The organism is Streptomyces sp. SN-593 (genome assembly GCF_016756395.1).
Taxonomy (GTDB): Bacteria; Actinomycetota; Actinomycetes; order Streptomycetales; family Streptomycetaceae; genus Actinacidiphila; species Actinacidiphila reveromycinica.
In genome coordinates this window covers 6,060,659-6,074,036 of the sequence record NZ_AP018365.1, presented here as the reverse complement: position 1 = coordinate 6,074,036, position 13,378 = coordinate 6,060,659, and the positions used below count along the sequence as shown (strand labels likewise).

Below are 13,378 nucleotides of genomic sequence, written 5' to 3'. Positions count from 1 at the left end.
GCCGGCCGGAGTGATTTTCGCCGGTTTGCCCCGGTGTGGGGTGATCGTCCCATGGGGCCCGATTCCGTACAGTGCGGTGTTGAAACCCGCACCACCCCGTAGGAGATGGATTATGGCAACCGGAACCGTGAAGTGGTTCAACTCGGAAAAGGGCTTCGGCTTCATCGAGCAGGACGGCGGCGGCTCCGACGTCTTCGCCCACTACTCCAACATCATGGCCACCGGCTACCGCGAGCTGCTGGAGGGTCAGAAAGTGGAGTTCGACGTCACCCAGGGAAACAAGGGACCGCAGGCGGAGAACATCCGCATGCTCAACGGCGCGGTCTGAGGGCGGCCGTCCGGACTCACCCCCGTGGCTGAGCGCAGAGGCCCGCACCGGAACCGGTGCGGGCCTCGTCGTCCAGCCCTTCGCTCGGGGGCGGCGGGCGGAGGGGCGCCGACGCCCCTTAGCGCAGCACCCCCGCCGTCATGCCCTCGGCCTCCGGCGGGGCGGCGACCAGGCCCAGCTCGGCCGGGTCGGCCAGCAGCGGATGGGCCGGCAGCACCCGCGCGGTGTAGCCGAAGGCGCCGGTACGGTCCAGCGTCAACGGCCCCTCGAAGGTGTGGCGGCCCTCCACGTCGGCCCGTGCCACCGGCTTGAGCGACTGCGCCACGGGCGCGGTGAGCCGGTCGGCCGTGTCCACCGGGCCGGACAGCAACTGGACGTCCACGTCCGACGGGTCGAGCCCGCCGAGCTCGACCTGCACCCGCAGCGTGAGGGTGGCGCCCAGTTCCGCCGCGTCGCCCACCGAGCCCTCGACGGACACGGTCTCCACCTGGTCGACCGCGACCCGCGGCCACTCCTGGCGGACCCGCCGCTTCCACCGGGCGAGCTCGACGGCGGCCTCGCCCCGCACCGCGCGGTGCGAGCGGGCCGCCGGGGCGTAGAGCTGCCCGACGTAGTCGCGGACCATCCGCCCGGCGAGCACCTTCGGGCCCAGCGTGGTCAGGGTGTGCCGGACCATCTCGATCCAGCGCTGCGGCAGGCCGCCGCGCCCCTGGTCGTAGAAGCGCGGGGCCACCTGCCGCTCCAGCAGGTCGTAGAGCCCGGCGGCCTCCAGCGCGTCGCGCCGGTCCTCGTCGGCGACGCCGTCGGCGGTCGGGATCGCCCAGCCGTTCTCACCGTCGTACCACTCGTCCCACCAGCCGTCGCGGACGGACAGGTTGAGGCAGCCGTTGAGCGCGGCCTTCATCCCGGAGGTGCCGCACGCCTCCAGCGGGCGCAGCGGGTTGTTGAGCCAGACGTCGCAGCCGGGGTAGAGGGTGCGGGCCATCCGCATGTCGTAGTCGGGCAGGAAGACGATGCGGTGCCGGACCCGGGGGTCGTCGGTGAACCGCACCAGCTCCTGCACCAGCCGCTTGCCGCCCTCGTCGGCGGGGTGGGCCTTGCCGGCCACCACGATCTGGATCGGCCGCTCCGGGTGCAGCAGCAGCGCCGCCAGCCGCTCCTTGTCGCGCAGCATCAACGTCAGCCGCTTGTAGGAGGGCACCCGGCGGGCGAAGCCGACGGTGAGCACGTCCGGGTCCAGGACGTGGTCGGTCCAGCCCAGTTCGGCGTCGTCGGCGCCGCGCTGCCGCCAGGACGCGCGCAGCCGCTGCCGCACGTCCTCGACGAGTTGTTCGCGCAGGTTGCGGCGCAGCTCCCACACGGCGGCGTCCGGTACGCCGGAGACCGCCTCCCAGCGTTCGGTCCCGCCGGCCATGAGAGCGTCCTCGGCGCGCGAGGCGCCGACCTGGCGGCTGCCGAGCCGCAGCACCTCCGGCGCCACCCAGGTGGGGGCGTGCACGCCGTTGGTGACGGAGGTGATCGGCACGTCCTCCGGGTCGAACCCGGGCCACAGCCCGGCGAACATCTCCCGGCTGACCGCGCCGTGCAGGGTGGAGACGCCGTTGGCGCGCTGGGCCAGCCGCAGGCCCATCACGGCCATGTTGAACAGGTCCGGGTCGCCGCCCGGGTAGGTCTCGCGGCCGAGTTCGAGGATCCGGCCGACGTCCACGCCGGGCAGTTCGCCGTCGTCGCCGAGGTGGCGGGTGACCAGGTCGCGGGTGAACCGGTCGATGCCGGCCGGGACCGGGGTGTGGGTGGTGAACACGGTGCCGGCCCGCACCGACTCCAGCGCCGCGTCGAAGTCGAGCCCCTCGCGGGACAGCTCCCTGATCCGCTCCAGGCCGAGGAAGCCGGCGTGGCCCTCGTTGGTGTGGAAGACCTCGGGCTCCGGGTGGCCGGTGATCCGGCAGTAGGCGCGGACGGCACGGACGCCGCCGATGCCCAGCAGCATCTCCTGGAGCAGCCGGTGCTCGCTGCCGCCGCCGTAGAGCCGGTCGGTGACGTCGCGTTCGGCGGGCTGGTTCGGCTCGACGTCGGAGTCGAGCAGCAGCAGCGGCACCCGGCCGACCTGGACGGTCCAGATCCTGGCGGCCAGGGTCCGGCCGCCGGGCAGGGCGAGGGTGATGCGGGCCGCGCTCCCGTCGGCCTCGCGCAGCGGGCGGACCGGCAGCGAGTCCCGGTCGAGCACCGGGTAGTGCTCCTGCTGCCACCCGTCGCGGTCCAGGCTCTGCCGGAAGTAGCCGTGCCGGTAGAGCAGGCCCACCCCGATCAGCGGTACGCCCAGGTCGCTGGCGGCCTTGAGGTGGTCGCCGGCGAGGATGCCCAGGCCGCCGCTGTACTGCGGCAGCGCCCAGGTGATGCCGAACTCGGGCGAGAAGTAGGCGACGGCGGCGGGCAGGTCGGTCTGTTCCTGGTACCAGCGTGGAGCGGTGGTGTAGTCGGCGAGGTCCTCCGCGGCGGCGGTCAGCCGGCGCAGGAAGCGGCGGTCGCCGGCGAGCGCGGCCAGCCGCTGTTCGGACACGGCCGCGAGCAGGCGGGCCGGGTCGCCCTCGGCCGCCCGCCAGCCGGCCGGGTCGAGGCTGCGGAAGAGCTCCCTGGTCTCCTCGTGCCAGGACCAGCGTAGGTTCGATGCCAGTTCCCCCAGCGGGCGCAGAGGTTCCGGCAGGACGGTGCGCACGGTGAATCGACGGATTGCCTTCACCCTTCGACCGTAGCCCCGCGGGTAGGGGGGCGGGCAGGTTGTCCACGATCTGCGGGGCCAAACGCCCGAACGGAGGCTCACGGAGGCGAAGGCGCCCCGGCGCCGGGCGCGGGCGCGCCCGGCCGCCCGGTCCCGTCGCCGCCGCCCCGCGGACGGCCCGGGGTGTGCGGCGGTGCCCTCGGGGTGCAGCGCCGGTGGCCGGGACACGACCGGCTCGCGAGCGGTCCTCCGGCGGCGTTCCGTGTCCGCAGGCGCACGACGGGGCGCGAACAGGGGCGCGAACCCCCGCTGACGAGCGCGGGTAAGGGGCGCGTCCGGCCCGCGGACCGGTCCTCGCGATCGCGCGCACTCGCCCCGCGCTACCGAAACGGCGTCAGGTGGTGCGTTCGGTCCGGGATGCCTGGGCAGGCTCCGACATGTACCGGCCGCACCGGCTGCCAGCCGGGTGAACCCCTTCCCGGGTGACCTCGCGGGCGAGCCGGTCCGGCCGGGAACAGTTAGAAAGTAGCGAGGCTCCCTCACCGGGCAGCCCCGGACACCCGCCGGCACCGAAGCCGCCCGCACGCCAGTCGAGCAGTCCCGTCCCGAGCTGTCAGGTGAGGAAATGATCGGTCGTATCCCCGTCGTCGACGTCGAACCGAGTGTGGACGGCGGCCGCAGGCCCGCCAAGGCGGTGGTCGGCGAGCGGTTCCAGGTGACCGCCACCGTCTTCCGCGAGGGCCACGACGCGGTGGCCGCGAACGTGGTGCTGCGCGACAGCGGGGGCCGGTCCGGTCCGTGGACGCCGATGCGGGAACTGGCGCCGGGCACCGACCGGTGGGGAGCGCACGTCACCCCGACGGCCGAAGGGCGCTGGACCTACACGGTCGAGGCGTGGTCGGACCCGGTGGCGACCTGGCGGCACGTCGCGGGCATCAAGATCCCGGCCGGCATCGACACCGAACTGGTGCTCGCGGAGGGCGCGCACCTGCACGAGCGGGCCGCGGCGGGCGTGCCCAAGGGCGACGGCCGGCCCGCCGTCCTCGCCGCGGTGGACGCGCTGCGCGACGCCTCGCTGGCGCCCGCGGCCCGGCACGCGGCGGCTCTCGCGCCCGAGGTGGTCGCGGCGCTGGACCGCTTCCCGCTGCGCGAGCTGGTCAGCGCCTCCCGCCCGATGCCACTGCACGTCGAGCGCGAGCGCGCCCTGTTCGGCTCCTGGTACGAGCTGTTCCCGCGCTCGGAGGGGGCGAGTGCCGGACCGGACGGGCGGCTGCGGTCGGGCACCTTCCGCACCGCGGCACAGCGGCTGCCGGCGGTGGCCGCGATGGGCTTCGACGTGGTGTACCTGCCACCGATCCACCCGATCGGCACCGCCTTCCGCAAGGGCCGCAACAACAGCCTGGAGGCCGGGCCCGACGACGTCGGCTCGCCGTGGGCGATCGGCTCGCCCGAGGGCGGACACGACGCGGTCCACCCGGACCTGGGCACCCTCGACGACTTCGACCACTTCGTGGCGCGCGCCCGCGACCTGCGGCTGGAGATCGCGCTCGACTTCGCCCTCCAGTGCTCGCCGGACCACCCCTGGGTGACCGAGCACCCGGAGTGGTTCGCGCACCGCGCCGACGGCAGCATCGCCTACGCCGAGAACCCGCCCAAGAAGTACCAGGACATCTACCCGATCGCCTTCGACCGGGACTTCGCCGGCATCGTGCGGGAGACGCTGCGGGTGCTGCGGCACTGGATGGCGCACGGGGTGCGGATCTTCCGGGTGGACAACCCGCACACCAAGCCGGTGGTCTTCTGGGAGAAGGTGATCGCCGACATCAACCGGACCGATCCCGACGTGATCTTCCTCGCCGAGGCGTTCACCCGCCCCGCGATGATGGCCACCCTCGGCAAGATCGGCTTCCAGCAGTCGTACACCTATTTCACCTGGCGCAACAGCCGGGACGAACTCACCGACTACCTGCGGGAGCTGAGCACCGACAGCGCCGCCCACATGCGGCCGAACCTGTTCGTGAACACCCCCGACATCCTGCACGCCTACCTTCAGGACGGCGGCCGCCCGGCCTTCGAGACCCGCGCCGTGCTCGCCGCCACCCTCTCGCCGAGCTGGGGGGTCTACGCGGGGTACGAACTGTGCGAGGGCACCCCGGCGCACCCCGGCAGCGAGGAGTACGCCGACTCCGAGAAGTACGAGCTGCGGCCGCGCGACTGGGCCCGGGCCGAGGCCGAGGGGCGCTCGCTGGCACCGCTGCTCACCACACTCAACCGGCTGCGCCGCCGTCACCCGGCGCTTCGGCAGCTACGGGACATCACCTTCCACCCGGTGGACAACGGGGCCCTGATCGCCTACTCGAAGCGGCACGGCGACGACGTCGTCCTGACGGTCGTGAACCTGGACCCCTTCCACACCCAGGAGGCGACCGTGTCGTTGAACATGGCGGCGCTCGGGCTCTCCTGGCACGAGTCGTTCCCGGTACGCGACGAGCTGACCGGACAGACCTACCACTGGGGCAGGGACAACTATGTGCGCCTTGAGCCGGGCCGCGCGCCCGCGCACGTCCTGTCGCTGCGACCGTCTCCATCGATCGGAGGGTCACTCAGTTGATCGTCAACGAACCCGTTCCTGACACGTTCGAGGACACACCGGCCAAGGACCGTGATCCCGAATGGTTCAAACGGGCGGTGTTCTACGAAGTCCTCGTCCGCTCGTTCCAGGACAGCAACGGCGACGGCGTCGGCGACCTGAAAGGGATCACCGCCAAACTCGACTACCTGCAATGGCTCGGCGTGGACTGCCTGTGGCTGCCGCCGTTCTTCGCCTCCCCGCTGCGGGACGGCGGATACGACGTGTCGGACTACACCGCGGTGCTCCCGGAGTTCGGCGACCTCGCCGACTTCGTGGAGTTCGTGGACGCCACCCACCAGCGCGGCATGCGCGTCATCATCGACTTCGTCATGAACCACACCAGCGACCAGCACCCGTGGTTCCAGGCCTCCCGCAGCGATCCGGACGGGCCGTACGGCGACTACTACACCTGGGCGGACGACGACAAGCAGTTCTCCGACGCCCGGATCATCTTCGTGGACACCGAGACGTCGAACTGGACCTTCGACCCGGTGCGCAAGCAGTACTACTGGCACCGCTTCTTCTCCCACCAGCCGGACCTGAACTACGAGAACCCGGCGGTGCAGGAGGAGATCCTCGCCGCCCTGAAGTTCTGGCTGGACCTGGGCATCGACGGCTTCCGGCTGGACGCCGTGCCCTACCTCTACCAGGAGGAGGGCACGAACTGCGAGAACCTGCCGCGCACCCACGGCTTCCTGAAGAAGGTGCGCGCCGAGATCGACGCGCACTACCCGGACACCGTGCTGCTCGCCGAGGCGAACCAGTGGCCGGAGGACGTGGTCGACTACTTCGGCGACTTCCCGGCCGGCGGCGACGAGTGCCACATGGCGTTCCACTTCCCGGTGATGCCCCGGATCTTCATGGCGGTGCGGCGCGAGTCGCGCTACCCGGTGTCCGAGGTCCTCGCCAAGACGCCGGCGATCCCGGCGAACTGCCAGTGGGGCATCTTCCTGCGCAACCACGACGAGCTGACGCTCGAGATGGTCACCGACGAAGAGCGCGACTACATGTACGCGGAGTACGCCAAGGACCCGCGGATGCGCGCGAACATCGGCATCCGGCGCCGGCTCGCCCCGCTGCTGGACAACGACCGCAACCAGATCGAGCTGTTCACCGCGCTGCTGCTGTCCCTGCCCGGCTCGCCGATCCTCTACTACGGCGACGAGATCGGCATGGGCGACAACATCTGGCTCGGGGACCGCGACGGCGTGCGCACCCCGATGCAGTGGACGCCGGACCGCAACGCCGGGTTCTCCTCCTCCGACCCCGGCCGCCTCTACCTGCCGACCATCATGGACCCGGTCTACGGCTACCAGGTCACCAACGTCGAGGCGCAGATGAGTTCCCCCAGCTCGCTGCTGCACTGGACCCGGCGGATGATCGAGATCCGCAAGCAGAACCGGGCGTTCGGGGTCGGCTCGTTCACCGAGCTGCCGTCGAGCAACCCCGCGGTGCTCGCCTTCCTGCGGGAGGACGGCGACGACCTGGTGCTGTGCGTGAACAACTTCTCCCGCTTCGCCCAGCCCACCGAGCTGGACCTGCGGACGTTCGCCGGGCGCCATCCGGTGGAGCTGATCGGCGGCGTGCGCTTCCCGGCGATCGGCCAGCTTCCCTACCTGCTCACGCTGGCCGGGCACGGCTTCTACTGGTTCCGGCTGCGCCGCGACCCGTCCTGACGGCGACGGCCGGCCCGGCCCGGGCCCGAACCGGGCCCCCGGCGTGACGCTCCGTCACCCGGACGGTCGTGCCGGCCCGCCGGGGGGCCGCCCCGCCGCGCCCGGAGGTGCGGGGACCCCGCACCTTTGGGAGCATCGGGCCAGGGCCCGTCGCCCCAAACCCGCAGCAGCCCGTACGGCGGTTTCCTGTCACCCGCCCGGGGCAGGCTCCCCCGTGTCGCCGGACAGCCCGAACCCGTCATCCGGGAGGCTGGCGCATCCGTCGCTCCAACCCAGCGGCGAGGTGCGCGACTCCCCGGGGAAAGGACGTCATGTCGGACAGCTCCTGGACCCGTGTCCCCGCCGCCACCGGCCCCGATCTCGTGCCGGGGCTGCTTCGTTCCCTCGATCCCCTGCTGCGCCGATGGCTGCCGCGGCAGCGCTGGTTCGCCGGCAAGGGCCTGCCGATCGGCGAGTTCCGGCTGGCGGCCGCCACCGAACTCGTTCCCCCGGGTGGCCGACTCGGCCCGCTCGGCCTGCTGCACGTCCTGGTCGACGTCGAGCAGCCGGGCCGGCCGCCGGACTGCTACCAGCTCCTGCTCGGCGCGCATCCGCTGCTGCCGTCCGCGCTGGTGCGCGCCGCGCTCGGCCCGGCCGTCGGCGGACCGTACGACGGGTTGACGCTCTACGACGCGCCGCACGACCCCCGGATGGCCGCGATCCTGCTGGAGCGGCTGAAGCTGCCCGGCCGCAGCGGCACCCTGCGCTTCACGACCGAGCCCACCGCCGACTTCCCGCCCGGGCTGACCCCGCGGGTGTCCACCGCGGAGCAGTCCAACACCTCCGTGGTGTACGGCGACCGCTACATCCTCAAGCTCTTCCGGCGGGTCTCGCCCGGCAGCAACCCGGACCTGGAGCTGTCGCTCGCGCTGGCCCGGGCCGGGTCGCGGCGGGTGGCGGAGCCGGTGGCGTGGTTCGAGGCGCTCGACGGCGACGCGGACGCCCCGGACGGCGGCGAGGCGTCCGCGGGGGGCCGGGAGCCGACCACCCTCGGGGTGCTCCAGCGCTTCCTGCCCGGCTCGTCCGACGGGTGGGCGCTCGCGCTGGCCCGTGTGGCCGAGGACGGCGACTTCCGCGCCGAGGCGGCCGCGCTGGGCCGGGCCACCGCGGAGGTGCACCGGGCGCTCGCCTCCGCGCTGCCGGTGCACCGGCTCGACGGCGGCGCGCTGGAGCGGATGGCCGCGGCGATGACCCGCCGGCTGGAGGAGACCGCGGCCGAGGTGCCGGCGGTCCGCCCCCACACCGGCGCGCTGCGCGCCGCCTACGACGACCTCGCCAAGCTGGGCGCGGGCGGTTCGGCGGGCGGCGCCGTCGTCGCCCAGCGCATCCACGGCGACCTGCACCTGGGGCAGGCGCTGCGCGGGCCGGACGGCGAGTGGGTGCTGATCGACTTCGAGGGGGAGCCGGCCCGCCCGCTGGCCGAGCGCCGCCGCCCCGCGCCGCCGGTCCAGGACGTCGCCGGCATGCTGCGCTCCTTCGACTACGCCGCCCACCACAGCGGCAACGGCCCCTGGGCGGCCCGGCACCGCGCCGCCTTCTGCTCCGGGTACGCCGACGTCGCCGGCACCGACCCGCGGGAACATCCGGTGCTGATACGTGCCTTCGAGACCGACAAGGCGGTCTACGAGGCCAGGTACGAGGCCCGGCACCGACCCGCGTGGCTGCCCATCCCGCTCTCCGCGCTGGCCCGGCTGGCCGCGTCGCCGTCCTCGTCCCCCCTGTCCGCGTCCGACTCCGAGGAGTGCTCGCCGTGACCCCCGCCGCACAGTCCCCGCGCCAGCCGTCGTCCGGTGGCGGCGCCCTCCCGGAGGCCGCCGCCCGCGGCTACGACGCGACCACCCCGCATCCGGCCGCCTCGGGCAACGCCCCGAAGGGGCAGGAGGAGCCGCGCGACCAGCTCCCCGCCGGGCCGCTGGGCCCGGACGAACCGCACCGCCCCTCGCGGCCGGTGGCGGCCCGCGGCCCCGCGGCGGCCGCCCGCGCGGACGGGGGCTCCGAGGACGCGGACGGGCGCCGGGAGGCAGCCGCGGCCCGGCCCTCCGCCGGCACCCCCGAGGGGGGCGGGCTCGACCCGGACACGCGGTGGCGGCTGCTCAGCGGCGCCCACCACGACCCGCACGGCGTGCTCGGCGCGCACCCGGAGGCGGGAGGCGTCCGGGTCCGTACGCTGCGCCCCTCCGCCCGGGCCGCCGCGGTCGTGGTGGACGGCGAGCGGACCGAACTCGTCCCCGAGGGCGACGGCCTGTTCTCCGCGCTGCTGCCGCGGCCGACCGTGCCCGCGCAGTACCGGCTGGCGGTGGCGTACGACGACGGCGAGGTGGTGGTCGACGACCCGTACCGGTTCCTGCCGGCGCTCGGGGAGCTGGACCTGCACCTGATCGGCGAGGGGCGGCACGAGCAGTTGTGGAAGGCGCTGGGCTCGCAGCCGATGACGCACGGCGGGGTGAGCGGCACCCGCTTCGCGGTGTGGGCGCCGAACGCGCGCGGGGTGCGGCTGGCCGCGGACTTCACCTTCTGGGACGGCACCGGGCTGCCGATGCGCTCGCTCGGCTCGACGGGCGTGTGGGAGCTGTTCGTGCCAGGGGTGGGTGCGGGCGCCACGTACAAGTACGAGATCACCCGGCCCGACGGCTCGCACGGGATGAAGGCCGACCCGATGGCCCGGGCCACCGAGATCCCGCCGGCCACCGCGTCGATCGTCACGGAGTCGGCGTACGCGTGGCAGGACGCGGAGTGGATGGCGCACCGCGCGGACGTCCCGGTGCACCGCGCCCCGCTGTCGGTGTACGAGGTGCACCTGGCGTCCTGGCGGCCGGGCCTGGACTACCGGCAACTGGCCGAGCAACTGCCGGCCTACGTGCAGGAACTCGGCTTCACGCACGTGGAGTTGATGCCGGTCGCCGAGCACCCCTTCGGCGGCTCGTGGGGCTACCAGGTCACCTCGTACTACGCCCCGACCTCGCGGCTCGGTTCGCCGGACGACTTCCGCTACCTGGTGGACGCGCTGCACCGGGCCGGCATCGGCGTGATCATGGACTGGGTGCCGGCGCACTTCCCGAAGGACGAGTGGGCGCTGGCCCGCTTCGACGGCGAGCCGCTGTACGAGCCGGCCGATCCGCGCCGCGCCGAGCATCCCGACTGGGGCACCCTGGAGTTCGACTTCGGCCGTACCGAGGTCCGCAACTTCCTGGTGGCCAACGCGGTGTACTGGTGCGAGGAGTTCCACATCGACGGCCTGCGGGTGGACGCGGTCGCCTCGATGCTCTACCTCGACTACTCCCGGGAGGGCGGCGACTGGCTGCCCAACGCGTACGGCGGCCGGGAGAACCTGGACGCGGTGGCCTTCCTCCAGGAAATGAACGCCACCGTCTACCGGCGCTGCCCCGGGGTGGTCACCATCGCCGAGGAGTCCACCGCGTGGGACGGCGTCACCCGGGCCACCCACCAGGTCGGCCCGACCGGCTTCGGCGGCCTCGGCTTCGGCCTGAAGTGGAACATGGGCTGGATGCACGACACCCTCCAGTACATGGCGCACGAGCCGGTGCACCGCAGGTACCACCACAACGAGATGACGTTCTCGATGGTGTACGCCTACAGCGAGAACTACGTGCTGCCCATCTCGCACGACGAGGTGGTGCACGGCAAGCGGTCGCTGGTGGAGAAGATGCCCGGCGACTGGTGGCAGCGGCGGGCCGACCACCGCGCGTACCTCGGCTACATGTGGGCCCACCCCGGCAAGCAGCTCCTGTTCATGGGGCAGGAGTTCGCGCAGGGCGCGGAGTGGTCCCACGACAACGGCCCGGACTGGTGGCTGCTGGACGACGCCTATCCCGCGGCCGGGGACCACCGCGGGGTGCGCGACCTCGTGCGCGACCTCAACGCGGTCTACACCGCGACGCCCGCGCTGTGGCAGCGCGACACCGACCCGGGCGGCTTCGAGTGGGTCGACGGCGGCGCGGCCGAGGACAACACGCTGTCCTTCCTGCGCTTCGACACGGCCGGCGACCCGCTGCTGTGCGTCAGCAACTTCTCCCCCGTGGTGCGCCAGGACTACCGCATCGGCTGCCCCGAGGGGGTCTGGACGCAGGCGCTCAACACCGACGAGTCCCGCTACGGCGGCAGCGGCGTCCGGGTCGAGGGGCCGCTGAAGAGCGAGCCGACGCCCTGGCACGGCCGCCGGCACAGCATCGCCTTCACCGTGCCGCCGCTGGCCACGGTCTGGCTGCGGCGGGCCGCCGGCTGACCGGCCGCGCCGGGGCGGCCCGGGTCACTCGTCGGGCCGCAGGCTGCGGCGCAGCCGGGCGCGGGCGGCCGGCGGCAGGCGGCGGAAGACCGCCCTGGCGGGCGTGTGCAGCCGCTCGTCGGCGGCCGCCCCGATCAGCACGGTCCGCCGCAGCGAGGTCTTCCGCGGCGGGGCGACGCGCAGTTGGAGTTGCCCGCCGGGCCCGTTCCAGGCGGCCACGACCATGCGCGGCGGGGTGCCGACGACGGCCAGGCGGGCGGCACGGCGGCCGGGGTGGCCGGCGCGGCGGGCCCGCTCGGGAAGGGTCACCCGGGGCCGGCGGCCCAGGCCCAGTGACTGGACGTCCATCCACAGTTCGTAGCGGCCGGGGTCCAGCGGGCCGCCGCCGGCCAGGGTGAGCGGGTCGATGACGGTGTCGGCGGCCAGCACGACGTGGCACCGGTCCTCCCCCAGGTCCTCCAGCCGCGGCCGCAGGTCGGTCTCGGGGTACCAGTACAGGGTGCGCCGCGGGTCCTTGACGAGCACCTCACCGTGCGCGTACGCGAAGGGGTCCTGGATCTCCCACGCGTCCTGGCCGGGGATGTCGGCCAGCATCCCCGGGTCGAGCAGGAAGCCGCCGCCGGGCCGGCGCACGAGGGAGACCGGGCTGCCGTCGCCGTGCACCAGCCAGACCCGCAGCGGCAGCGTGAGCCGGCCGCCGCGCCAGCGCGCGGCGCCGACCTCGACGTGCAGCCGGACGGCCCCCGCCCTGCGGCCCAGCGCGACCAGCCCGTCGAGGTTGCCCTGTTCCAGCAGGTGGGCGCGCAGCCCCGCGACGCCGGGCAGACCGGCGGCGACCCCGGGCGGGAACTCCTCGCGGGCCAGGTCGCGGACGATCCGGAAGTGGCGCTCCAACTGCCGGCCGGTGCGTTGCAGCACCCGGGGCTCGGTGACCGGGCGCAGGATCTCCACCCGGTAGTTGCGGCGCAGCATGCGGTCCTGGACCTCGCCGGGCTCGGAGCGCTCCTTGACCGCGCGCACCACGTTGCGCAGGTGCCCGTAGTAGTCCTCGGGGCTGGGCGGCCGGCTGCTGTTGTTGCCGCCGTCGCCGCGGCGCTGCCAGTGGTAGACGGGGTGGTCGCCCAGGATGGAGACGGTCTTCGCCAGCGGGTAGGCGCGGGCCAGGAAGAGCTGGTCCTCCAGCCGGACCCGGCCCTCGGGGAACTCGATGCCGTGCTCCAGCAGGAAGGCGCGGCGGAACATCTTGTGCGGGGTGAGCGTCTCGAACAGCTCGGTGTCCCGGACCGAGCAGCGCTCCCGGGTGAAGCGGAAGATGTTCCCCGGTCCCTGCATCTCGCCGTGCGCCTTGCCGAACACGATGTCGGAGCGGTTGCGCGCCGCGAGCGCGTACAGCCGTTCCAGCGCGTCGGGGGCGAGTTCGTCGTCCTGGTCGACGAAGTGCACGTAGGCGCCGCGGGCCATCCTGATGCCGACGTTGCGGGGCTTCCCCGGCCAGCCGGAGTTCTCCTGGGCGTGCACCCGCACGTGCGGGAAGCGGGCGGCCAGCCGGGCCAGCCGCTGCGCCGAGTCGTCGGTGGAGCCGTCGTCGACGTAGATGACCTCGTAGGCGTCCGGCCCGATGCTCTGCCCGGTCAGCGACGGAGCGCAACGGTCTATGTACGCTCCGGCGTTGTAGACGGGTACGACAACACTGGCCTTCAGCACGGCGATTCCCCTCCCGCGCACCACTTGAACGGTGCTT

General features: G+C 73.5%; 7 protein-coding genes. 5 read left to right on the top strand and 2 right to left on the bottom strand.

Annotation, left to right across the window (positions count from 1 at the left end; translation table 11 throughout):
- The first annotated feature begins 112 nt into the window (after nt 1–112).
- Nucleotides 113–328 (top strand): cold-shock protein, encoded by a 216-nt coding sequence (locus tag RVR_RS25835; RefSeq protein ID WP_202236311.1) that lies wholly within the window; start codon nt 113–115, stop codon nt 326–328.
- 118 nt (nt 329–446) lie between these two features.
- Here RVR_RS25835 and glgP read toward each other — a convergent pair whose 3' ends face one another.
- Complete coding sequence (gene glgP / locus RVR_RS25830; RefSeq protein WP_202236310.1) at nt 447–3,068, bottom strand: alpha-glucan family phosphorylase; 2,622 nt, start codon at nt 3,066–3,068, stop codon at nt 447–449.
- Between the two features lie 604 nt (nt 3,069–3,672).
- Between glgP and RVR_RS25825 the strand changes: the two genes are divergently transcribed.
- From RVR_RS25825 to glgB, 4 genes are all read left to right on the top strand, one after another.
- A complete protein-coding gene (locus RVR_RS25825) occupies nt 3,673–5,658 on the top strand; it encodes an alpha-1,4-glucan--maltose-1-phosphate maltosyltransferase (RefSeq protein WP_202236309.1) in 1,986 nt (661 codons plus the stop codon).
- Nucleotides 5,655–7,355 carry a maltose alpha-D-glucosyltransferase gene (gene treS, locus RVR_RS25820; RefSeq protein WP_202236308.1) on the top strand — a complete coding sequence of 567 codons (1,701 nt, stop codon included), beginning with the start codon at nt 5,655–5,657 and terminating at the stop codon, nt 7,353–7,355. The genes RVR_RS25825 and treS overlap by 4 nt, the downstream gene beginning before the upstream one ends.
- 311 nt (nt 7,356–7,666) lie before the next feature.
- Nucleotides 7,667–9,148 (top strand): maltokinase N-terminal cap-like domain-containing protein, encoded by a 1,482-nt coding sequence (locus tag RVR_RS37930; RefSeq protein WP_237404959.1) that lies wholly within the window; start codon nt 7,667–7,669, stop codon nt 9,146–9,148.
- Nucleotides 9,145–11,637 (top strand): 1,4-alpha-glucan branching enzyme, encoded by a 2,493-nt coding sequence (gene glgB / locus RVR_RS37925; protein ID WP_237404958.1) that lies wholly within the window; start codon nt 9,145–9,147, stop codon nt 11,635–11,637. Before RVR_RS37930 ends, glgB begins: the two co-directional genes overlap by 4 nt.
- A 24-nt stretch (nt 11,638–11,661) precedes the next feature.
- On the opposite strand, the gene RVR_RS25810 is transcribed toward glgB, so the two are convergent.
- A complete protein-coding gene (locus RVR_RS25810) occupies nt 11,662–13,362 on the bottom strand; it encodes a glycosyltransferase family A protein (protein ID WP_237404957.1) in 1,701 nt (566 codons plus the stop codon).
- Nucleotides 13,363–13,378: the final 16 nt, after the last annotated feature.